Genomic DNA, 23,061 nt, shown 5'->3' with positions numbered 1-23,061 from the left:
CTTACTCCGCCGCCAGGCTCACCGGACCGGACCGGGTGGCCGAAATATCGGCCATGGCCACGGACGCCCGCGCGATGGGGTTGGTCAGGTAGAAGTCTTTGATAGTGCTGGCGAAGGTTTCGCCGGTGATCTCGCCCTTGGCCCCCAGTATCGCCACGTCGAACGCCTTAGGCGTCGGGCGCGCGTCGATGCGGCCAAAGGTCGGATGATCGGTGATCAGAGTGCGGCGCAGGTCCGACAGGCTGTCGTAAGGCAGGGTCTTGCCCAGCTTGGCCGACAGGGCGCGGAAGATGGCCCAGTCCTCTTTGGCCTCGCCCTTCGGGAAGACGGCGCGTTCGGAAATCTGCACGCGGCCTTCCATATTGACGTAAAGGCCCGACTTTTCGGTATAGGCCGCGCCCGGCAGGATAACGTCGGCCGCCGAGGCCCCGGCATCGCCGTGCGAGCCGACATAGACCACGAACGACCCCTTAAGTTTGGCCGTGTCGATCTCGTCGGCACCCAGCAGGACCACAACATCCAGCTTACCGTTCAGGATACCTTGCGTATCCAGCCCGCCCTCACCCGGCACGAAGCCGAGGTCGAGACCCGCGACGCGCGCAGCGGCCTGATGCACGATGTTGAAGCCGTTCCAGTCGTCGCGCACCACAGTGTAGGGCTTAAGGATTTCGCTGGCGATCAGGGCCAGCACAGCGGCCCCCTCTTCGCCCGACACCGCGCCGGAACCGATCAGAACCGCGGGCTTCTTCGCGTCCTTCAAAAGATCACGGAAAGCCGATTTCTTGAACTCTTTCAGAGCTTTCGGGCCGGTTCCTAAGTGCGCGTAATCATAGGTCAGATCACAGGCTTCGCCGATCACGGCGACCTGAGTCTTACCCTTGAGCCACGACTTGCGGATGCGCGCATTGATCAGCGGCGCTTCGAGGCGCGGATTGGTGCCGATCAGCAGGATGACATCGGCCTCTTCGATACCGGCAATGCCGGAATTGAAGAGCCAGGCTTCGCGCGGCGTGTTGGCCGAAACCGGACCGAAGGCCTCACCCGCCTGACGGCAATCGAGGTTTTTCACGCCCAGAGAGGTGAACAGGTCCTTGGCCGCTTTCAGGCTTTCGGCGTCCTGAAGGTCACCGGCGATCACGCCGACCTTGTCCGCAGACGTCGCTTGCAGCTTGCCCGCCACAGCGTCGAGCGCCTCATCCCACGAGGCCGGGGTCAGGCTGCCGTTCTTGCGCACATAGGGACGGTCGAGACGCTGACGGCTCAGACCATCGACGGCATAGCGCGACTTGTCCGTCAGCCATTCCTCGTTGATGTCGTCCTTCAGGCGCGGCAGGGCGCGCAGCACGGTCGAACCGCGGTAATCGATACGGATATGCGCACCAAGGGCGTCGTGCACGTCGATGGTTTCGACCTTTTGCAGTTCCCACGGGCGGTAGTTGAACGACCACGGCTTGTGCGTCAGGGCGCCGACCGGGCACAGGTCATTGAGATTGCCCGACAGTTCCGACGACACGGCCTGTTCCAGATAGGAGGTGATTTCGGCGTTTTCCCCGCGCGAAATCATGCCCATTTCGGTGACACCGGCGACTTCGGTCGAGAAGCGGACACAGCGCGTGCACTGGATGCAGCGCGTCATGAAGGTCTTGATCGTCGGCCCAAGATACTTTTCTTCGACGGCGCGCTTGTTTTCCTGATAGCGCGAGCCATCGCGGCCATAGCCCATGGCCTGATCCTGAAGATCGCATTCACCGCCCTGATCGCAAATCGGGCAGTCGAGCGGGTGGTTGATGAGCAGGAACTCCATCACCCCTTCGCGCGCCTTCTTGACCATCGGCGTGTTGGTGAAGATTTCCTGACCGTCAGCGGCGGGCAGCGCACACGAAGCCTGCGGCTTCGGCGGTCCGGGCTTCACCTCGACGAGGCACATGCGGCAGTTGCCGGCGATCGACAGGCGCTCATGGTAGCAGAAACGGGGAATCTCCTCACCCGCCAGCTCCGCCACCTGAAGCACGGTCATGCCGGGTTCGAACTCGACCTCGACACCATTGACTTTAGCTATCGGCATCTGCCTCAAACCTCATACAAAAAAAGCATTCCGAACCGTCAGAACCAGGACTTGTCGCCAGCGACATAGTCCTCATGGAACTGTTGTTCGGACTTGAACAGGTAGATGATCAACTCGATGAACGAGATGAACGCCACCGCCAGACCCGGCAGGATCAGGAACCAGCCAATCGTGCCGCATGCGAGCATGATGATGCCGGCATTGGTCTTGCCGAGATAGAATTTGTGGATGCCCCAGATCCCGAAGAAGAAGGTCAGGAGGGCCGCCACCCATTTGTTCTTGTCAGGGATGCCGGACTTGATGACATAGACGCTGACGGCGACGCCTTCAGAGCCTTCGAAATCCACCGCCATACCGGCCGCCACGGAGCGCGCACCGCCCATCAGATCGGCGCGCGAAAAGCTGTAGCGCTGACCGTCGTCGCCACTGATCAGGCCCTGACCCGTGGCATCGCTGAATGAGAGTACCTTGCCCCGCATGACGTCCCCTACTCTGCCGCAATCGAGTGTCCGGCGAAGTTGCCCTTCGACGAACGATATTGCGCGATACGATCTTCAATTTCGTGACGGAAGTGACGGATCAGGCCCTGAATCGGCCAGGCCGCCGCGTCGCCCAGCGCGCAGATGGTGTGGCCTTCGACCTGCTTGGTCACGTCCAGCAGGATGTCGATTTCCTTGGGGTCGGCGTCGCCCTTGGCCATGCGTTCCATCACGCGCCACATCCAGCCCGTGCCTTCGCGGCAGGGCGTGCACTGACCGCAGGATTCGTGCTTGTAGAAGTAGCTGAGACGCGCGATGGCCTTGATCAGGTCGGTCGATTTGTCCATCACGATCACCGCCGCCGTGCCGAGACCAGAGCCCAGCCCGCGCAGGGTGTCGAAATCCATCGGCATGTTTTCGCACTGTTCGGCCGGGATCATCGGCACGGACGAGCCGCCCGGAATGACGGCTTTCAGATTGCCCCAACCGCCCCGGATGCCACCGCAGTGATCTTCGATCAACTGACGGAAGGGAATCGACATGGCCTCTTCGACATTGCACGGGCGCTCAACGTGGCCCGAAATGCAGAACAGCTTGGTGCCGGTATTGTTTTGCGCGCCGAAACCGGCAAACCATGCCGCGCCACGACGCAGGATGGTGCCGACAACCGCAATGGACTCCACATTATTCACCGTCGTCGGGCAGCCATAGAGGCCGGCACCGGCCGGGAACGGCGGCTTCAGACGCGGCTGGCCCTTCTTGCCTTCCAGCGATTCGAGAAGCGCGGTTTCTTCACCGCAGATATAGGCCCCGCCACCGTGGTGGACATAGATGTCGAAATCCCAGCCGTGGACGTTATTCTTGCCGACCAGCTTGGCCTCATAGGCCTGCTTGATCGCCGCTTCGAGACGCTCGCGCTCAAAGACATACTCACCACGGATATAGATGTAGCAGGCGTGCGCCTGCATGGCGAAAGACGCGATCAGGCAGCCTTCGATCAGCAGGTGCGGATCGTGGCGCATGATTTCGCGGTCTTTACAGGTGCCCGGTTCCGACTCGTCGGCATTGACGACGAGATAGTGCGGACGGTCCTTGACCTCCTTCGGCATGAAGGACCACTTCAGACCGGTCGAGAAGCCGGCACCGCCGCGCCCGCGCAGCCCCGAATTCTTCACATTGGTGATGATCCAGTCGCGCCCGTAGGAGAGGATGTCCCTGGTCGCGTTCCAGCAGCCGCGTTGCTTTGCCCCCTCAAGGCCCCAGTCATGGAAGCCGTAGAGGTTGGTAAAGATGCGGTCCTTGTCTTCGAGAATACCCACCATGATTACGCCTTGACCTCCGCTTCCGGAGCATTGGGAATTTTGAGCGGCCTGGCCGCCGAACCGTCATACAGCGACGGGTCTTTCAGCGTGGTTGCGCCGCCCAGCGGTTCGGACGTGAAGCGGCCATTGTACGGGCCGGTCTTCGGCGTCTTGCCCGCCGCGAAATCGTCGATGATCTGGGCCAGATTGTCCGGCGTCAGGTCTTCGTAGAAATAGTCGTTGATCTGCGCCATCGGGGCGTTGGTGCAGGCGCCGAGGCACTCGACTTCCTGCCAGTAGAACTTGCCATCGGCCGACAGCTTGTCCTTCGGGCCGATCTTGTCCTTGCATACCTTCATCAGGGCCTCAGAGCCGCGCAACTGGCACGGCGTCGTGCCGCACACCTGAATCAGCGCCGCCGAGCCCACCGGCTCCAGCATGAACATGGTGTAGAAGGTGGCCACTTCGTACACGCGGATGCGCGCCATGCCGAGCATTTCGGCGACGACGGCGATGGCGGGTTCCGACACCCAGCCCTCCTGCTTCTGGATCAGCCACAGGATGGGGATGACCGCCGACTGACGGCGGTTTTCGGGATACTTGGCAATCCACCAGTTAGCCTTTTCAAGCGTTTCCGGCTTGAACGCAAAGCTATCCGGCTGAACGGCGGCGAGACGGCGAACGGACATCTCAGGCCTCTCTCATCTGGGATACGGTAGGATTATAGGCGGGCAGGCTCATTGCTTATAAGCCTCCCAGCGATCGTTGCGGGCCTTCATCATGCGCGCACTGGCCGCCTTGACCAGCGGGATGCGCCGCGCGACCATCATCGACACGACAGCGACAGCGATGGAGGCAAACACCATGGGGGATTGGCCATACTGCGGGTTGGCGTCGATATAGATGCGGACGCCGAAGATGATCAGCAGCATGGGCGCGTAGGAAATGACGGTTTCCAGCACCAGATCCTGCAAATAGCCCTTCATACCGCCGGGGTGATAGCCCCACGCAGCCTTGGCCAGCCACAGACGCAGACCCAGCGCCACCGCCAGGAACACGAGGACGAGCAGGAAGGTTTGCCAGGTTTGGAGTTGAAAGCCCTGCATCAGCGGTCCACTTCCCCGAACACGATGTCAAGCGAGCCGAGGATGGCCGACACGTCGGCCAGCAGGTGGCCACGGTTCATCCAGTCCATCGCCTGAAGGTGAGCAAAGCCCGGCGCGCGTATCTTGCAGCGGTACGGCTTGTTAGAGCCATCCGACACCAGATAGACGCCAAACTCACCCTTGGGGGCTTCGACGGCGGCATAGACTTCGCCCGGCGGGGTCTTGAAGCCTTCGGTGTACAGCTTGAAGTGATGGATCAGGGCTTCCATCGAATTCTTCATGTCGGCGCGGCGCGGCGGCGTGATCTTGTGATCGGCAGCCAGCACTTCACCGCCAGTTACGCGAAGCTTTTCAACGCACTGCTCCATGATCTTCACAGCCTGACGCATCTCTTCGACGCGGCAGAGGTAACGATCCCAGCAGTCGCCGTTCTTGCCGATGACGATATCGAAATCGAGTTCGTCATAGCATTCATAGGGCTGCGACTTGCGCAGGTCCCACTCGATGCCCGAACCGCGGATCATGACGCCGGTAAAGCCCCAGTCATAGGCTTCCTGCTTGCTGACCACGCCGATATCGACATTGCGCTGCTTGAAGATGCGGTTTTCCGTGACCAGCGACTCGATATCGGCCAGCGCGCGCGGGAATGCCTTGCACCATTGTTCGATATCGTCGATCAGTTCCGGCGTCAGGTCCTGATGGACGCCGCCCGGACGGAAGTAGTTGGCGTGCAGACGCGCGCCACAAGCGCGCTCATAGAACACCATCAGCTTCTCACGCTCCTCAAAGCCCCATAGCGGCGGCGTCAGGGCGCCGACGTCCATGGCCTGAGTGGTGATGTTCAGAAGGTGCGACAGGATACGACCGATTTCCGAGAACAGCACGCGGATCAGTTGCGCGCGCTTGGGCACTTCAAGGCCCAGCAGGCGCTCGATCGCCAGACAGAAGGCGTGCTCCTGATTCATCGGGGCCACGTAGTCGAGGCGGTCGAAATAGGGCGTGTTCTGCAGATAGGTGCGGTATTCCATCAGCTTTTCGGTGCCGCGGTGCAGCAGGCCGATATGCGGATCGACGCGCTCGACGATTTCCCCGTCGAGGTCGAGCACCAGACGCAGAACGCCGTGTGCCGCCGGGTGTTGCGGGCCGAAATTGATGGTGAATTTACGGTCGTCGAAACTGGCGCGTGCCTCGACCTCTTCGAAGGCCCCGGTGCGGGGATCGACAAAGGAGGACAGCGGGGTTTTGATGTCTTCAGCCATGATAACCCTTTACGCCTTGTTCGGATTGGCAGCCTTCTCATCGCCCGGAAGGACGTAGGAGGCCCCTTCCCATGGCGACAGGAAGTCGAAACGACGGAATTCCTGAACCAGCTTGACCGGTTCGTACACGACGCGCTTCTGCTCTTCGTCGTAGCGCACTTCGACATGCCCCGTCATCGGGAAGTCCTTGCGCAGCGGATGACCGGAGAAGCCATAGTCGGTCAGGATACGGCGCAGGTCCGGCTGACCCGAAAACAGCATACCGTACATATCGAAGGCTTCGCGCTCGTACCAGTCAGCGTTCGGATAGACGCTGCGCACGCTGGGCACCGGCACGGCTTCATCGGTCATCACCTTGACGCGCAGGCGCAGGTTCTGCGTCAGCGACAAGAGGTGATAGACGACGTCGAAACGACGCTCGCGCTTCGGATAGTCGGCCCCGCACAGGTCAATGAGCTGGTGGAAACGATAAGGCTCGGCGCGCAGCTTGGTCAGCACCTCGATGATGCGCTCACGCTCTACCACCAGGGTCAGCTCGCCAAAGGCGTGGATGACGTCGATCAGCGCTTCCTTGAAGTCGGCGCGGGCCTGTTCGGCGATCTTGAGGAATTTTTCTTCAGACATGGCGTGAAATCCCTCTTAGCGGCGGATCGTGCCGTTGCGACGAATCTTCTTCTGAAGCTGAAGAAGACCATACAACAGCGCTTCGGCCGACGGCGGGCAGCCTGGCACATAGACATCGACCGGTACGATGCGGTCGCAGCCGCGCACGACGCTGTAGGAATAGTGGTAATAGCCACCGCCATTGGCGCACGAGCCCATCGACAGGACGTAGCGCGGATCGGGCATCTGGTCATAGACCTTGCGCAGAGCCGGCGCCATCTTGTTGGTCAGGGTGCCGGCAACGATCATCAGGTCCGACTGACGCGGTGAGGCGCGCGGGGCCATGCCAAAGCGCTCCATGTCGTAACGCGGCATCGAAGCCTGCATCATTTCGACGGCGCAGCAGGCCAGACCGAAGGTCATCCACATCAGCGAGCCGGTGCGCGCCCAGGTGATGACATCGTCCGCCGAAGCGACAAGGAAGCCCTTTTCGTTGAGCTCCGAGGACACGGCCTCAAAGAACTTGTCGTGGACCTTGGGATCGTAGCCCTCAACCGTAGTGCGGCCAGCCTGACCGGCAGGAATGATTACTCCCATTCCAGGGCTCCTTTGTTCCACTCATAAATAAAGCCGACCGTCAGGACGCCCAGAAAGACCATCATCGACCAGAAGGCAAACTGCATACCCGCCTGCGGTAGGTCGAACATCGACACCGCCCACGGGAAGAGGAAGGCCACTTCGAGGTCGAAGATGATGAAGAGGATCGAGACGAGATAGAATCGCACGTCAAACTTCTGACGGGCGCTGTCGAAGGCGTTGAAGCCGCATTCGTAAGCCGAAAGCTTTTCGGTGTCGGGGGCCTTGGGCGCCAGAACCAGCGCCGCGATGATGAACCCCAGCCCAAGGACGAGGGCGATGCCGAAGAAAATCACAATCGGCAGATACTTTATAAGGAGGGCTTCCATTGTACGATCCCACTTTTGGCTCTGCCCCACCCATGGTGCACCGCAAAAGGTTCGTGGGACAGACTCAACTGAGCCTATTAGACCACCTCGCGCCGCGCTTCAAACACTCAAAAGCCTAAAATCGGGGGAAATGCCAAAAATGTCGTCGAATTTTCTGCACTTGAAAATCGTTCTCAGGCCTTCCCCGGTCTTCCACAGCCAAATGGCTTTTTGACGGTTTTCCGCAATATGGCGCTTGACACCGCAGGCCGCCCCGCACTATCTAGCGCACCTCTTCGGCGGGGCTAACGTCCTGACGCAGAGAACGACAATATATGGATGCGGGTGTAGCTCAGTTGGTTAGAGTGTCGGCCTGTCACGCCGAAGGTCGCGGGTTCGAGCCCCGTCACTCGCGCCACCCCTTGTAACCCAAGCCGGTGGCCTTCGCATCCAAAGACGTCGTTGCCCGAACAGGAATGCGGGTGTAGCTCAGTTGGTTAGAGTGTCGGCCTGTCACGCCGAAGGTCGCGGGTTCGAGCCCCGTCACTCGCGCCACCTGGAGAATACACTCTCTCAGGTGGCCCCGCATATCCTTTCTTTTTCCTTCATGAAAATTCATCTTCGCGCAAAATTTGCATTAGGCAAATCTGTGTCTTCGCGTGTATGTCTGTGACGAAACAGGGTTGACGCAAACGACACATACGGGCCTGCGCATGTCTGCAATGACATAGAATAGCCCATATTCGTCCCGAAGAGTCGCCGCTGACATAAGGGCGGGAAAACGCCGCCAGTATATTGTTTCCTTGGGGGCAGGCGCGCCATTGCATGACGCGACGCGTTGTTCTGTCTGAGAATTCAAATCGACGAGCGAAAGCGAGACTATGCGCAAATCTCATCTCTTCAATGCTACCGCCCTTGGTCTGGTCATCGCGGTTACCGCAGGTGTGGCGCAGGCCGAAGTCGTTATAAACACTTCGACGACCGCCCCTGTTAAAACCTCAACGGCGACCACGGCGGGCGCTGCGGATGATATCAAGCTGGATACAGGCGGCACGATTACGCTCAAGGGCGCAGGCGCGCGCGCAATCACAATCGATTCGAACAACAAGGTGAATGTGGTCGGTGCGATCGACATGTCGTCTTCGGGCGACGACGCCACGGGCATCTATATTGACGGCGGCCGCACCAGTGGCCTGACCCTCTCCGGCAAGATCACGGTCACCGACGATTACACCCCCACGGATACGGATTCTCCGACCGATGGCATTGCCGATGGGGTCTTTGCCAAAGGTGAGCGGCGCTACGGCATTCGGTCGGTCGGCACAACGCCCTTCATTGGCGATGTCAGCCTCGCTTCGGCCAGCGCCATTCAGGTCGAAGGCAACAATTCCTACGGTGTCCGCTTTGAAAACGCCCTGACGGGTAATTTTAACTCCGACAGCACGGTGACCGTTGTAGGTGATAATGTGCGGGCCTATTCGTTTGAGGGCGGCGTCACGGGCAATATCGTCATCGGCGGTTCCACCACGGCTCAGGGGCTGAACGCCACGGCGCTCAATCTCGCCAGCAACCTCACCGGCGCGTTGATCCTGGACGGCACGGTCGCAGGCACCGGCTACCGCCTGACTACAGTTCCCGACAAGGCGACACTGGACAAGCTTCAGGTCGAAGACAAGCTGCAGGCGGGACCACTGGTTAATATCGCCGGCAATGTCACCAAGGGCATACTGATTCAGTCCACCATTGCGGATACGGACGCGGCCAAGGCGGAAGCCGAACGTAATAATGACGAAGACGGCAACGGCGTCACTGACACGGCCGATGGTGCCGCCAGCCTGTCGCAATATGGCGGTGCGGCGGCCCTGAAGGTCGGTTCGGCCACGCAGGACATTACTATCAACGCCATCAACATCGCAACGACCGCGACCGATACCTACAAGAACCAGAAGTTCGGCCTGGTCGTGCGCGGCAGCATCGCCTCTTCCGGCGTATTCGAAGGCGTGGTCGCCAAGGCCATCGAAACGGGCGGCATGGGTCGCACGGTCACCTTTGAAAACGGCATCCTGATCAATGGCACCGTTTCGGCCTCTTCCTACCTGGCCGAAGCGCGGGCTGCCAATCTTCTGGCCGGTACGGTCGCCAATGCCTTTAATGTCGGCGGCAACCTACGCGCCGCCAACAGCTCCACCAAGAACGAAACCGCCTACGCCCTCTATATCGGCTCAGGGGCTAAGGTACCCGAAGTCAATGTCAGCGGCACGATCAGCGCGACTTCGACGGGCTCAAAGTCGAACGCGACAGCGATTTTTGATGGCTCAAACACGCTGGTGCGCCTGAACAATACCGGCAACATCACGGCCTCGATCACCCAAACCGACGATGACGCTAACGGCGTGGTTGACCCGACCAACAACCGGGCTGTGGCCATCGACCTGAGCGGCAATACAGCCGGCGTCACCCTTGTCCAGACCGACCTCAAACCGGATGACAATACGGTCGCCGCCCCCGTTATCTCAGGCGATATCCGTCTGGGCTCGGGCAATGACGTGGTGAAGATCGACGGTGGCTTTGTCATCGGCAATATCGACTTCGGCGCAGGCAGCAACAGTCTGAGCATCACCACCAACGGCATTGTTGGCGGCAAGATGACGGGTTCCGGTACGGTGTCCATCGACATCGTGAAGGGCGCACTCAATCTCGATACCGGCTCAAAGCTCAACGCCACAACAGTAAATGTAAGTGCGGACGGCACGCTACGCTTTGTGCCGGATACGGCCAATCCCAACACCCCCCTTATCGCCGCCTCCGGGGCCGCCGTGTTCGCAACAGGGGCCAAGGTGCAGATCGGCATGTCCAGCATCGTCAAGCCGGCGACGCGCTACACGCTTCTTACCGCTTCGAGCATAACGCTCGGCACGCTTGATAAGGCCAGCCTCGACAGCAATATCCCCTATCTGTACAAGGCCGCCCTTTCGACCAATACGGCCAATACGGCGCTCTATGCCGATGTACGCCTGCGCACACAGAGCGAAACCGCCCTGTCGGTCAATGAGTTCGCGGCCTTCGATGCCGTTTTGACTGCCGCCCAGGGCAATACCAGTGCCACGCGCGCCCTGCTCAATCCGACCACAGCGGAAGGTTTCAACAAGGCCTATCTGTCGTTCCTGCCCGACTATTCCGGCGAAACGCTGCTGACCCTGTCCAAAAGCAATGACGGCCTGTCGCGCACCATGGCCAGCCAATCGATCATCCCGCAGGCCGGTGTCAACCAGTACTGGGCGCAGGAATACGGCTTCCAGATCAATCGCGACCGCACAGACGTCACGGGCTTCGAATCGACCGGCTTTGCTTTTGCCGGTGGGGTCGAACGCGGCATTACCGCGACTCAGGCCGCCGGTCTTTATCTGGCCTACACCGCCACCAACCCCAAGGGTACGTTGGGCGCGCCGGACGAAGACCTCAGCTCGACCGACCTGTCTCTTGGGGCCTATTGGCGCCTGGATAACGGTTCGGGCCTGAAAAGCTGGGTCCGCGGCGGCGTGGGCTACGCCAACTTCGAATCGAAGCGTCAGATCCTCGAATCCGCCTTCATCGCGAGCTCGACCGCCAAGTGGAAGGGCGTCAGCTATTCGGGCAGCATCGGGGCCTCCTACAGCGTCGATGCCGGCTGGCTGAGCCTGACCCCCATGGTTAGTGCCGACTATTTCGGCCTGAAGGAAGACGCCCATACCGAAACCGGCGGCGGCACGGCGTTCGACCTGTCGGTGGATGAGCGTACAGGCCATATCTTCAGCGGCACCGCCTTGCTGAATATCGGCCGCTCCAACAAGAACGCCCTCTTCCGTCCGGAAATCTGGGTCGGTTACCGTAACAACTTCTCGGCGGAAATCGCCGATACGGTGGCGCGTTTTGGCACCGCCACCCCGTTCACGCTCAAAGGCGGCGACATCAAGGGCGGCGCCCCGATTGCGGGTGTGCGCCTTGCGGCCTCCAACGAATACAGCTATTTCGGTATCGAAGCCGAATATGAAAAGTACGACGCCTACAACAACGTCTCGCTGTCACTACGCGCCCGCTTCCAGTTCTAATCGCATTCAGATCGGACCGCAAAAACCGCCGGTAACCCCGGCGGTTTTTTATGCGCCTCCTACTCGCCACCGCTGTTATCCGTGCTGAGCGCTTTCACGCTTGCGCCTATCCTCAGTCCATCGAAGAGACAGAGGAGCCTTCCCATGGCGAGCACAACAACGGCCCCCGGTAAGGGCACAAACAGCATTCTCATCCTGATTGGCGTGGCCGTGATCGCCCTTCTGGCGGTCGGTGCCGTGTTTCTGATGCAGGACAACCGTAGCGGTTCCGAGCGCATGGGTGATGCCGTAGAGGCTCTGCCGCAGGGCGTGGACAAGGCCGCTGATGAACTGGGTGATCAGCCACCCGCCGAAAACATCAAACGTAACGCCGAAAAGGCGACGAACTAAAATTCAGACCGGTCTGGGAGCACTCAGGCCGGTTTTTCATTGCCGCTTTGGACGCGCAAAAACGGTACGATGTGTGGGACAAAGGGTGAGCGATGACGGGATCGCTCCCACGGTTACACCAACCAACAAAGATTCAGCGGTTCGCAAACTGTCGAGAGAAATGGTGAGCGATGGCAGGATCGAAGCCGCGTTTGCGCAAGCAAACAAACAAAAATGCGGCGGTTCGCAAACTGTCGAGAGAAATGGTGGGCGATGACGGGATCGAACCCCCGTTTGCGCAAGCAAACAAACAAAAATGCGGCGGTTCGCAAACTGTCGAGGTAAATGGTGGGCGATGACGGGATCGAACCGCCGACCTACTCGGTGTAAACGAGCCGCTCTGCCAGCTGAGCTAATCGCCCCTCCACAGGGGACCGGACATAAAAAACCGGAGGCCGGTCAATGCCAACCTCCGGTCCCGAAGTCAAGCCGTTTCGGCTTAAATTCTGTGAGTGATATTAGCCGTTCAGGGCGTTCTTCAGGCCTTCGCCGACGCGGAAGCGCGCGGTGACCGAAGCCGGACGCGAAACGGTTTCGCCGGTACGCGGGTTGCGGGCGGTGCCGGCTTCGCGCTTCACAGCGAGGAAGGTGCCGAAGCCGACGAGGCGGACTTCTTCACCCTTTTTCAGGGCGTCCACGACGGAATCGGTGAAGGCGTCAACGGCCTTCTTGGCTTGTTCCTTGGTCAGGCCCGCCTGATCGGCAATGGCGGCCACGAGTTCAGCTTTGGTCGTCATAAGTTTCTCCCTGCCCGCCATGACGGGCATTTGTGTGAACCGTTCCCTGTCGGACTCAGCGAGTCGTCGGCGGGTGGACCCGATAGAGACTACAAAAACCCCCGCTCGTCAAAAGCGAAATCGCATTTTTTGCACTGCAAACCGAGTTTTTTTAAGGACTTACACAAAAAAGAGCGAAATTTGAGGCGCTTAGCCAACAAATTCCGCTCTTTATTTTCAACCGTTTTGGCGAGTGCACGCCAAAATAGCGCTATCCCTTACGGCTTAATGGGCCGTGAGACCGTCTGCGTCGTCGGCAGCGGGCACCGCCGGGGGCGGAATCACCGGCTCCACCCACTCGATGGATTCGAGCGGTCGGGTCAGGGCGTGGGTCAGAACCTGCTCGACATGGCCGACCGGAATGATCTCCAGACCGGCCTTCACATTCTCAGGCAGTTCGGTCAGGTCCTTCTCGTTCTCCTTGGGGATCAGGACCGTCTTGACGCCTGAACGCAGGGCCGCCAGCAGCTTTTCCTTCAAGCCGCCAATAGCCAGCACGCGACCGCGCAGGGTGATTTCGCCGGTCATGGCGATATCCTTGCGCACCGGAATACCGGTCAGGACCGAGACCATGGCGGTGACCATGGCCACGCCGGCCGACGGGCCATCCTTGGGCGTAGCGCCTTCCGGGACGTGGACGTGCACATCGGTGCGTTCAAAGACCGGCGGCAGGATGCCGAACTTCGGCGCCAGCGCCTTGACGTAGGAATTGGCCGCTGAAACGGATTCCTTCATCACGTCCTTGAGGTTACCCGTGACCTTCATATTGCCCTTGCCGGGCATCTTGATGGCTTCGATGGTCAGGATGTCGCCACCGAATTCCGTCCAGGCGAGACCCGTGACGATACCGACCTGATCGGTTTCATCGGTTTCACCATAGTGGAATTTACGCACGCCGGCATATTTGGCCAGACGCGCCTCATCCACCGTGATCGAGCTGACCTTTTCGCGCGCCAGGTCACGGATGGTCTTGCGCGCCAGATTGCCCAGCTCCCGCTCCAGCGAGCGCACACCCGCCTCACGGGTGTAGTAGCGGATCAGGTCGCGGATGGCCTGCTCCGGCACGATCCACTCCTCGCCTTTGAGGCCGTGATCCTTGGCCAGAGACGGCAGGATGTGGCGCTTGGCGATTTCGACCTTCTCATCCTCGGTATAGCCGGGGATGCGGATGATCTCCATGCGATCCAGCAGGGGCTGCGGCATGTTGAGCGAGTTGGCCGTCGTCACGAACATGATCTTGGACAGGTCGTAATCGACCTCCAGATAATGGTCGTTGAAGGTCGAGTTCTGCGCAGGGTCCAGCACTTCGAGCAGGGCCGAGGCCGGGTCGCCGCGCCAGTCGGCCCCCATCTTGTCGATTTCATCGAGCAGGAAGAAGGCGTTGGTCGTCTTGGCCTTTTTCATCGACTGGATGATCTTGCCCGGCATGGAGCCGATATAGGTGCGGCGGTGGCCCCGGATTTCTGATTCGTCGCGCACGCCGCCGAGGCTGATTCGCACGAATTCGCGACCGGTCGCCTTGGCGATGGACTTGCCCAAGCTCGTCTTACCCACGCCCGGAGGGCCCACAAGGCACAGGATCGGGCCTTTCAGCGTGCCCATGCGCGCCTGCACAGCCAGATGCTCAAGGATGCGCTCCTTGACCTTCTCAAGGCCGTAGTGATCGGCATCAAGCGTGCCTTCGGCCTTGCTAAGGTCGATCGGCTTGGGCTTGGACGCGCCCCAGGGAATGGCCAGAAGCCAGTCGAGATAGTTGCGCACGACGGTCGATTCGGCCGACATGGGCGACATGTGGCGCAGCTTGTTCAGCTCCGACATCGCCTTGACGCGCGCTTCCTTGCTCAGCTTGGTCGCCTTGATCTTCTTTTCGAGTTCGAGGATCTCGTCCTTGGCGTCGTCCTGTTCACCCAGCTCGCGCTGAATGGCCTTCATCTGCTCGTTGAGGTAATATTCGCGCTGGGTCTTTTCCATCTGACGCTTGACGCGCGAACGGATCTTCTTTTCGACCTGCAGGACGCTGATCTCGCCCTCCATCAGGGCATAGATTTGCTCCAGACGCTTGGCGACCGCCAGTTGCTCCAGAAGCTGCTGCTTCTCGCCGATCTTGATGACCAGATGCGCGGCAATCGAGTCGGCCAGCACGTCGGCTTCCGACACTTCGGCCAGGGCCTGAAGGGCTTCCGGCGGAATCTTCTTGTTGAGCTTGATGTAGTTTTCGAACTGGTCGGTGACGGCGCGCACCAGCGCTTCGAGGTCAGGCCCCTGCGTCACGGCAGGCTCCAGCGCATAGGCTTCGGCCTCATAGAACTCGCTGCGGCCGGTAAAGCGCTTGATCTTGGCGCGCGACTTGCCTTCGACCAGCACCTTGACCGTGCCGTCGGGCAGTTTCAGCAATTGCAGCACATTGGCCAGCACGCCGATGTCGTAGATGGCGTCGGCTTCGGGATCGTCGTCACCGGAATTTTTCTGGGTGGCCAGCAGGATCTGCTTGTCGCCCTTCATCACCTCATCGAGCGCCTGCACAGATTTTTCACGTCCGACAAACAGCGGCACGACCATGTGCGGGAACACCACGATATCCCTCAAAGGCAATACGGGTATGGTCAGAACATCAAACATTACTTACTCCTGAGCCGGACAGCGCGCCTCGACAAGGGCGTCCAACGACCACCCCGCGTAAAGATAAAGGGCGCGTTCTCCGGATATATACGCGCAATGTCTGCGCAGGGGTTCACCATTCACCTTAGACGATTCCTCGGCTGAACCTAGGCTGAATGTGGGACTTTCCCACCCATATTCAAGGGAGGCCGGATCAGGCGACTCTACCGGTTTCCGCAGAAACTTTCGCTTGCGCAAGTGCTTATGAACGGCTAAGGCGAAAGGGCATCCAGAGTTAAGCGACGCGCTTAACGCCAACCTGCCCTTCCCGGCAAGGTGGCGTCCGGAAACGGAGATGCGGCCGAACCGGCAACCAACGGGACCAAGGCTCATGCGTCGCAAAACTCATTCTATCTGAGAGACGCCCCATGCCGGACACCGCCCTGCCCCTCACGACCTTAGCGCCGCAGCAATTCGCCAGCGACAACTATGCCGGCATCTGCCCCGAAGCGTGGAACGCCATGCATGAGGCCAATGCTGGCTCAGTTCCCGCCTATGGCGACGACCCGTGGACACAGCGCGCCGCGGACGCCCTGCGCGACCTGTTCGAGCATGAGGCCGAGGTCTTCTTCGCCTTCAACGGCACGGCGGCCAATTCGCTGGCCCTGGCGTCTCTGTGTCAGTCCTATCACAGCGTCATCTGCTCCGCCTCGGCCCACGTCGAAACCGACGAATGCGGCGCACCGGAATTCTTCTCCAATGGTTCCAAACTGCTGGTGGCCGCCTCGACCGACGGCAAGTTGACGCCGGAGGCCATCCGCGCGCTGGCCACCAGCCGCTCCGACATCCACTTCCCCAAGCCGCGCGCCGTCACCATCACCCAACCCACCGAAACCGGCCTCGTCTATGCCATCGACGAAGTGAAGGCCATTGCCGCCGTCTGCCGCGAACTGGGTCTGCGTCTGCATATGGACGGCGCGCGCTTTGCCAATGCCTGCGCGGCGCTCAACTGTAGCCCGGCGGACATAACGTGGAAGGCCGGGGTCGATGTGTTGTGCTTCGGCGGCACCAAGAACGGCATGGGCGTCGGCGAGGCTATTCTATTTTTTGATCGCGGTCTGGCGCAGGATTTCGACTATCGCTGCAAACAGGCCGGGCAACTGGCCTCCAAGATGCGCTTTCTGGCCGCGCCGTGGCTGGGCATGATCAAGGACGGGGCGTGGCTGCGGAACGGTCAGCACGCCAATGCCTGCGCCCGCCGACTGGCCGAGAAAATTTCTGGTTTGCCGGAAATAGAACCCATGTTTGCCGTGCAGGCCAATGCCGTCTTCCTCAAGGCGCCGGAATCTGTTCTGGACGCCCTGCGCGCCAAAGGCTGGCGCTTCTATACCTTTATCGGTGGCGGGGCGCGCTTCATGTTCGCCTGGGACGCCGACCCGGCGCGAGTGGATCAACTGGCCGCCGATATTCAGAACGCGTCTGAAAACAGATAGTCCGGTGCACTTTCTGAGACTTCACTTGCGCTTTTGTCAAAACCACCTGCGGCATTGCGCGCATTGATTATTTACCGGGCCGGGCGCACCCTGCCCCCTCAACCACAAGATGGGAGATAGATCATGCCCGGACTGGCCTACCGCTTTTTTGACAACAATACCGGTGAAGAGGTGTTCGCCTCGGACGATTTTGATTTTGCCGCCATGCCGACCGTCAATCACCTGATCCGCGACCCGGAGCTTGTGGCGCGCTACGGTGGCCCGGCAGTGATCAATCGCATCGAACAGGGCGAGGTGAACACAGCGGGAGCCGTCGAATACCACATCTTTATTGACGGCTCTGAGGAGCGACTCAATTCGCAGGACATCGACGAGAATTATCGTCGTTCCTGAGGTTTTCACCGAAAGCCATTGAATGTTAAGCAGGGCACGCTTCTATCGGGCGTGGCCTTTTCCTCTTCCGCCCCCTCTGCCTGTGGCAAGGCGTCACAGGCACGCGCAGAGTCGCCTCTCGCCAAAAGGGACTGTGTCGGCTAAACGCTTGACGTGAACCGATGGAGACTTTGATGCGCGCCGCCTTGTTTTTGGCCCCCCTGACCCTTGCCCTCAGTCTGTCAGGCTGCGGCGATAAACCCGCAGAGACGGCAAGTGAAACCGCTGCACCACAAGCCAATGCGCCGGCGGTCGAGGGGCCGTCCGAGGCGGAAAAAGCGGCCAAACTCGCCACCCTGCCCGCCCCCTACAATACGGCCGATCTGAAGGCAGGTGAGAAGGCGTGGATCAAGTGCCGTTCGTGCCATACGCTGGTCGAAGGGGGGGCCAATATGGTCGGCCCCAACCTCTATGGCGTGTTCGGGCGCAAGTCAGGCAGCAAGGCCGATTATCAGTATAGCGACGCGATGAAGGGCCACAACGCGGTGTGGGACTTCGCCACGCTCGACGACTATATCGCCCATCCGCAAACAACGGTGCCTGGCACCAAGATGGGCTTTATGGGCCTTAAGGACGAGACGGAGCGCCATAACCTGATCGCCTATCTCAAGGTCGAAACCACTCCGGCGCAGAAATAAAACACGTGATAATACCAACGGCCGAAGATGCTGACCGCATCCGGCCGTTGAGAACTCAAGAATGTCTTATATGTATCAGTGACATGAGACATTCTCGAACGGAATACCAAGAGTCATTTCCAATGACCCTTGGTATTGCAGAATTCAGGCGGGTTAAGGCGTAAAAGAGTCAGCGGGCGACAAACCCGAACGAGGCGTAGCGCACATCATTGGCGAAGTACTGGTCGATCGCCTTGACCAGTTGCGCGGCCATCCGGTTGCGATCCCCCGAATCGTTCAGACGCGCCTCGTCTTCGGGGTTGGTGATGAAGCCCATCTCCAGCAGCACAGCGGGGACATCGGCGGCCAGCAGGACCACAAACCCGGCCTGACGGTGGCTACCCTTGAGCAGGGGCACTGTGCCATCCATGTTGTCGAGCATCAGTTCGGCAAAGGTGGCCGAACGGTTCTTGGTGGCGCGCTGGGTCAGGTCGATCAGGATGCGCCCGACCGTCTTGTCCGTCGCGCCCGTCGGTAAAGCCCAGTCGCCGCGGTTCATGGCGTTTCGCGCCGCGCGCTCGGTGCCGGAATCCGACAGGGTATAGATGGACGCCCCCTTGGTGGCCGTATTTGGCCCGGAATCGGAGTGCAGCGAAATAAACAGGTCGGCATTGGCGTTGCGGGCGATGCGCACGCGGGCGACCTTATCGACATAGACATCGGAGTCGCGCGTCATGATGACCTTATAGCGACCCGTGGCTTCCAGCCTGGCTTTCAGCGCCTTGGCCGCCGCCAGATTGACGTCCTTCTCCCACGAAAACGCGCCACGCGCACCGGGATCGTGACCGCCGTGACCGGCATCGACCACGATGATTTTCTTGCCCGTGCGGGGTTTGTCCGCCGCTTCGGTGCGCAAGGCGGGGGGTATGGGCGCAGCATCGGCCACGGCCTTGGCAGCGACCGCCTGCGGCGCAGGCGCATCCGCAGCAACCACGTCGATCACGTAGCGATAGGTGCTGATCCCATCGGCCGGTGGCAGCAGAAAGCGACGTGCAATACGGGCGTTGCGGCTGAAATCAAGGCGCAGACGGGTCATGCCGGCCGTCGTGTCCAGCTTCCAGCCCTTGACAAGCCCCTGCCCCTGCCCGCTCAGCGCCGAACCGACGCCGATACCCGACAGGCCCAGAACGGCGCGCTGCTGGTCTTCCTCGCGGCTGAGGAGTTCCCCCTTGGCCGAGGATTGCAGGTCGATGACCAGTCGCGTCTGGTTCGGCGCACCGCCCAGACGCACATTGACCACATCACCGCTGGAGGCCGCTTCGACCGGGGTGATGTCCCCTGTCGCAATTACGATGGCCCCCGCCATCAGGGCGGCCAGCCATAACTGACCATTGCCGGCCAAACGCCACGCACGTCGGATCATTCACCCGCTCCACCAAACACCGTGGACACCTTTCTGGTGCCGCTGCTTTTGCATTGTGACAGAATGGATACACGATGCGGGTAGCGATCTCGTTAACAACAAAAATAATTGCGTGCTTTTCTTTTGCGCCGCCTTGTTGCATATTCGCCTCGTCCGTGCACGGTGTCTCCGTCAGACCTTGTCTTATAAACGATTCTGACAGACGTTTGTGTCCGTTGCCGGTGTCTGGCCTGCGAGATTTTGAAGGTCGCACGCGCCCCACACCGGACCAAACACCTCCTTGAAGAGGCCCTGTTCCGGCCCTGTGCGACCGGTCAGACCGTCTTCCGGCGACATAGTCCGTCACAGGATAAATCGCCACCCGAATGAAATTCACCGGCGCGTCCGCCAAAGGGGCCTCTATCGGCACCGGGACGCTTCGGCCAAAGCGTAGTCAGGGCGTTCGTCGGCTCAGTTGAGCCGCGGTATGGTTCTGATTTTTTGTAACGCCTTATGTGTTCCCGAAGAGTGCACTGCGCTTTTCGGCACGAGGCTCGAAGGTATTTAACACCCTATGGGCTGTGCCGCTCATTTGAACAGGCTCCGGACTTCTGCCGCTCCGCGCACCTCGCGCGCCGGACCGGGCCTTTGCGCACGCCTTTCACCCCAAATCAGTCAGCGCCCCCTCTCACCGCCCGGCCCTGTGTCCGGCGCGGCGTTCAGGCGTGCGCGCTGCGGAGATCGCGTTAATGTCGAAAACCATGTTAATCGACGCGACGCACGCGGAAGAAACCCGCGTCGTCGTTCTGAACGGCTCAAAAGTTGAGGAATTCGATTTTGAAAGCCATGCCCGCAAGCAGTTGCGCGGTAATATTTATCTCGCCAAGGTCACCCGCGTAGAGCCGTCGCTTCAGGCGGCCTTCGTTGAGTATGGCGGTAATCGTCACGGCTTTCTGGCCTTCAACGAAATCCACCCGGACTATTATCAGATACCGGTCGCCGACCGTGAAAAGCTGATGGCCGAACTGGCGGCGCAGGCCGCCGCTAATGGCCATGATGACGCCGAGGACGAGGATCACGAAGACGACGGCGACGACCTGCCCGATGAGGAGCGCCGCCTGCGCGCCCACCTGATCAAGCGCTACAAGATTCAGGAAGTCATCAAGCGTCGTCAGATCCTGCTGGTGCAGGTGGTCAAGGAAGAACGCGGCAACAAAGGCGCGGCGCTCACCACCTATCTGTCGCTGGCCGGGCGCTACTGCGTGCTGATGCCCAATACGGCGCGCGGCGGCGGCATCAGCCGCAAGATCACCAACGGGGCCGACCGCAAGCGGCTGAAGGCTGTGGCGCAGTCGCTCGACGTGCCGCAGGGCATGGGCCTGATCGTGCGTACGGCGGGGGCCAAGCGCACCAAGCAGGAGATCAAGCGCGACTACGACTACCTGCTGCGCGTCTGGGAAAACATCCGCGAAACGACTCTGCGTTCCAACGCCCCGGCGCTGATCTATGAGGAAGAAGACCTCGTCAAACGCGCCATCCGCGACCTGTTTGACAAGGATTTCGACCACGTGCAGGTCGAGGGCGTCGAAGGCTACAAGTCCGCCAAGGACTTCATGCGCATGATCATGCCGTCGCAGGCGAAGAAGATCCAGCTCTATAACGGCGGGATGCCTTTGTTTGCGCGCCACGGCATAGACGACATCCTCAACCGTATCTATTCGCCGGTCGTGCCGCTGCGCTCGGGCGGCTATCTGGTCATCAACCAGACCGAAGCCCTGGTCGCCATCGACGTCAACTCCGGTAAATCGACCAAGGAGCGCAATATCGAGGCGACGGCGCTCAAGACCAATCTTGAGGCTGCCGAAGAGGCCGCGCGTCAGATGCGTCTGCGCGACCTCGCCGGTCTGGTGGTCATCGACTTCATCGACATGGATGAGTCGAAGAACAACCGCGCCGTCGAAAAGAAGCTCAAAGACGCCCTCAGTGAAGACCGCGCCCGCATCCAGATGGGCAAGATTTCCGGCTTCGGCCTGATGGAGATCAGCCGTCAGCGCCGCCGCACCGGCTTCCTTGAAGGCACGACGGTCATCTGCCCCCACTGCGAAGGCATGGGCCGCGTCCGTTCGACCGACTCCTCGGCTCTGGCGGCCATGCGCGCCATCGACCTTGAGGCCATGACCAATGGCGCGGGCGCCATCACCATCAAGCTGCCGCAGGCCGTGGCCCTGTATATCCTCAACGAAAAGCAGGTGCATCTGGCCAAGCTGCGCCTCGAATGGGGTCTGAAGGTCAATGTCGAGATCGACTCCGACCTGAACCACGCGGAATTCGAGATCGTGCGCACTGTGCACGCCGATGAGGTGGAGTTCACGCCGCCCGTTCGCCCCGATCCGATCATCGACCTTGGCCCCGACCCGGACTACGATGAGGACGAGGACGAAGACGTCATCGCCATCGACGAAGAGGCCATCGAGCGCGAAGACACGGACGATGATGAGGCCTCTGAACGCGCCGAAGCGCGTGAGGACCGCGATGACCGGCGTGGCCGCCGTCGCCGCCGTCGCCGTGGCCGTCAGGACAACGAGCCGCGCGTCGAAGCCGACACGGCTGAGGCCGAAGCCAGCGACTCCGAGGCCGACAGCGAAGACGAGGATGGTGACGAGGACGGCGATTTCCGCCGCAACCGTCGCCGTCGTCGCGGCCGCCGCGGTGGCCGTCGCAACGGTCCCGACGCCCGTCCGCGCGAAGCCTATGCCTGGGTGCGCGCCCGCACGCCGTCGCTGGAAGAGCCGTATGTGTGGATCGACCCGTTCGACGAATCGCAGGGCAAGCGCGCGCCGCAACCGGGCGAAACCCCGGATGGTTTCGATGTGATCGAAGTGGCAGCCGACGCACTGGTGATCGCTGGTGATACCCCCGAAGCCGCCTCGGTGCTGGGGGCCGCCACTCAGGCCCCGACCTCGCTGGTGCCCGAAGACCTGCGCGATCAGCCCGCCCCCAAGGGCAAGCGTCCGCCGCGCAAGCGCCGTGGCAAGGCCGAAGCCGAAGCGAGCGAAACCGTCACGGTCGCCGCTGAGCCTGCCGTGCTGGAAACCGCACCTGAGCCGGTCACTGACGCGGTCCCGGAAGTGGTGGCCGAGGCCGTTGCGGAAGAGGTGGTCAAACCGGCGCGCAAGACCCGCTCACGCAAGAAGAAGACCGACGAGCCGGTGGCCGAGATCGCCGCAGAACCCACACTGGCCGTCGAACCGGCGGTGGAACCCGCGCCGGTCGAAGCCGTCGTCGAAATCGCCCCGGAACCCGTCATTGCGGAACCGGTTCTGGAAAGCGAACCGATGGGCGGCAGCTTCGCCCCCACCGCGCCAGAGCCCGATCCGGCGGAAATCAACACCCCGCCCGCCAAGCCCAAACGCGGCTGGTGGCGCCGATAAAAGCACAAGGCCCGCAATGTTCGCGTTGCGGGCCTTTT

Annotated in this window: 18 protein-coding genes, 3 tRNA genes and 1 riboswitch; of the genes, 8 read left to right on the top strand and 13 right to left on the bottom strand. The window is 60.7% G+C overall.

The window, feature by feature from the left end:
- Window position 1 precedes the first annotated feature (1 nt).
- Genes nuoG through EM6_RS13630 form a run of 9 tightly spaced genes read right to left on the bottom strand, consistent with a single transcriptional unit; the run spans window position 2 to window position 7,778 of the window.
- Complete coding sequence (gene nuoG / locus EM6_RS13670) at window positions 2-2,065, bottom strand: NADH-quinone oxidoreductase subunit NuoG (RefSeq protein ID WP_126423704.1); 2,064 nt, start codon at window positions 2,063-2,065, stop codon at window positions 2-4.
- Window positions 2,066-2,103: 38 nt separating this feature from the next.
- Window positions 2,104-2,544, bottom strand: coding sequence for an NINE protein (locus EM6_RS13665; protein ID WP_126423703.1), 441 nt, complete (start codon window positions 2,542-2,544; stop codon window positions 2,104-2,106).
- 8 nt (window positions 2,545-2,552) lie between these two features.
- The gene (gene nuoF / locus EM6_RS13660; protein ID WP_126423702.1) at window positions 2,553-3,866 is read right to left on the bottom strand and encodes an NADH-quinone oxidoreductase subunit NuoF; all 1,314 of its coding nucleotides are present in this window, start codon (window positions 3,864-3,866) and stop codon (window positions 2,553-2,555) included.
- A 2-nt stretch (window positions 3,867-3,868) separates the two neighbouring features.
- Window positions 3,869-4,534 (bottom strand): NADH-quinone oxidoreductase subunit NuoE, encoded by a 666-nt coding sequence (gene nuoE / locus EM6_RS13655; protein ID WP_126423701.1) that lies wholly within the window; start codon window positions 4,532-4,534, stop codon window positions 3,869-3,871.
- 48 nt (window positions 4,535-4,582) lie between these two features.
- Window positions 4,583-4,951, bottom strand: coding sequence for a hypothetical protein (locus EM6_RS13650; RefSeq protein WP_126423700.1), 369 nt, complete (start codon window positions 4,949-4,951; stop codon window positions 4,583-4,585).
- A complete protein-coding gene (locus EM6_RS13645) occupies window positions 4,951-6,210 on the bottom strand; it encodes an NADH-quinone oxidoreductase subunit D (RefSeq protein WP_126423699.1) in 1,260 nt (419 codons plus the stop codon). The genes EM6_RS13650 and EM6_RS13645 overlap by 1 nt, the downstream gene beginning before the upstream one ends.
- 9 nt (window positions 6,211-6,219) lie before the next feature.
- Window positions 6,220-6,834, bottom strand: coding sequence for an NADH-quinone oxidoreductase subunit C (locus tag EM6_RS13640; RefSeq protein WP_126423698.1), 615 nt, complete (start codon window positions 6,832-6,834; stop codon window positions 6,220-6,222).
- A 15-nt stretch (window positions 6,835-6,849) separates the two neighbouring features.
- The gene (locus tag EM6_RS13635; protein WP_126423697.1) at window positions 6,850-7,410 is read right to left on the bottom strand and encodes a NuoB/complex I 20 kDa subunit family protein; all 561 of its coding nucleotides are present in this window, start codon (window positions 7,408-7,410) and stop codon (window positions 6,850-6,852) included.
- Window positions 7,401-7,778, bottom strand: a complete 378-nt coding sequence (locus EM6_RS13630) for an NADH-quinone oxidoreductase subunit A (protein WP_013480264.1) — start codon at window positions 7,776-7,778, stop codon at window positions 7,401-7,403. The genes EM6_RS13635 and EM6_RS13630 overlap by 10 nt, the downstream gene beginning before the upstream one ends.
- A 320-nt stretch (window positions 7,779-8,098) precedes the next feature.
- On the opposite strand from EM6_RS13630, the gene EM6_RS13625 reads away from it, so the two are divergent.
- From EM6_RS13625 to EM6_RS13610, 4 genes are all read left to right on the top strand, one after another.
- Window positions 8,099-8,175, top strand: a tRNA-Asp gene (locus EM6_RS13625).
- 60 nt (window positions 8,176-8,235) lie between these two features.
- Window positions 8,236-8,312: transfer RNA gene (locus EM6_RS13620), tRNA-Asp, on the top strand.
- A 326-nt stretch (window positions 8,313-8,638) separates the two neighbouring features.
- Window positions 8,639-11,845, top strand: coding sequence for an autotransporter outer membrane beta-barrel domain-containing protein (locus EM6_RS13615; RefSeq protein ID WP_126423696.1), 3,207 nt, complete (start codon window positions 8,639-8,641; stop codon window positions 11,843-11,845).
- A gap of 144 nt (window positions 11,846-11,989) precedes the next feature.
- Complete coding sequence (locus EM6_RS13610) at window positions 11,990-12,235, top strand: hypothetical protein (RefSeq protein ID WP_013480261.1); 246 nt, start codon at window positions 11,990-11,992, stop codon at window positions 12,233-12,235.
- Window positions 12,236-12,560: 325 nt separating this feature from the next.
- Here EM6_RS13610 and EM6_RS13605 read toward each other — a convergent pair.
- The 3 genes from EM6_RS13605 to lon all read right to left on the bottom strand — a co-directional run bounded on the left by EM6_RS13605 (window position 12,561) and on the right by lon (window position 15,669).
- A tRNA-Val gene (locus EM6_RS13605) sits at window positions 12,561-12,636 on the bottom strand.
- A 96-nt stretch (window positions 12,637-12,732) separates the two neighbouring features.
- Window positions 12,733-13,011: an HU family DNA-binding protein gene (locus EM6_RS13600; RefSeq protein ID WP_013480260.1), complete on the bottom strand. Its 279-nt coding sequence runs from the start codon at window positions 13,009-13,011 to the stop codon at window positions 12,733-12,735.
- Between the two features lie 264 nt (window positions 13,012-13,275).
- Window positions 13,276-15,669 (bottom strand): endopeptidase La, encoded by a 2,394-nt coding sequence (gene lon, locus EM6_RS13595; RefSeq protein ID WP_126423695.1) that lies wholly within the window; start codon window positions 15,667-15,669, stop codon window positions 13,276-13,278.
- Between the two features lie 259 nt (window positions 15,670-15,928).
- Window positions 15,929-16,035, top strand: a riboswitch (SAM-I-IV-variant riboswitch).
- A 41-nt stretch (window positions 16,036-16,076) separates the two neighbouring features.
- Here lon and EM6_RS13590 point away from each other — a divergent pair.
- From EM6_RS13590 to EM6_RS13580, 3 genes are all read left to right on the top strand, one after another.
- Window positions 16,077-17,141 (top strand): threonine aldolase family protein, encoded by a 1,065-nt coding sequence (locus tag EM6_RS13590; protein ID WP_172961267.1) that lies wholly within the window; start codon window positions 16,077-16,079, stop codon window positions 17,139-17,141.
- A gap of 123 nt (window positions 17,142-17,264) precedes the next feature.
- Window positions 17,265-17,534 carry a hypothetical protein gene (locus EM6_RS13585; RefSeq protein ID WP_126423694.1) on the top strand — a complete coding sequence of 90 codons (270 nt, stop codon included), beginning with the start codon at window positions 17,265-17,267 and terminating at the stop codon, window positions 17,532-17,534.
- A 173-nt stretch (window positions 17,535-17,707) separates the two neighbouring features.
- Window positions 17,708-18,211 carry a c-type cytochrome gene (locus EM6_RS13580; protein WP_126423693.1) on the top strand — a complete coding sequence of 168 codons (504 nt, stop codon included), beginning with the start codon at window positions 17,708-17,710 and terminating at the stop codon, window positions 18,209-18,211.
- A 169-nt stretch (window positions 18,212-18,380) separates the two neighbouring features.
- Here EM6_RS13580 and EM6_RS13575 read toward each other — a convergent pair whose 3' ends face one another.
- A complete protein-coding gene (locus EM6_RS13575; RefSeq protein ID WP_126423692.1) occupies window positions 18,381-19,613 on the bottom strand; it encodes an N-acetylmuramoyl-L-alanine amidase family protein in 1,233 nt (410 codons plus the stop codon).
- A gap of 728 nt (window positions 19,614-20,341) precedes the next feature.
- On the opposite strand from EM6_RS13575, the gene EM6_RS13570 reads away from it, so the two are divergent.
- The gene (locus EM6_RS13570; RefSeq protein WP_126423691.1) at window positions 20,342-23,023 is read left to right on the top strand and encodes a ribonuclease E/G; all 2,682 of its coding nucleotides are present in this window, start codon (window positions 20,342-20,344) and stop codon (window positions 23,021-23,023) included.
- The last annotated feature ends 38 nt before the right edge of the window (window positions 23,024-23,061 follow it).

Source organism: Asticcacaulis excentricus (genome assembly GCF_003966695.1).
Classification (GTDB): Bacteria; Pseudomonadota; Alphaproteobacteria; order Caulobacterales; family Caulobacteraceae; genus Asticcacaulis; species Asticcacaulis excentricus_A.
Note: the sequence above shows the minus strand (reverse complement) of the source record. Positions and strands in the feature narration are given on the sequence as shown.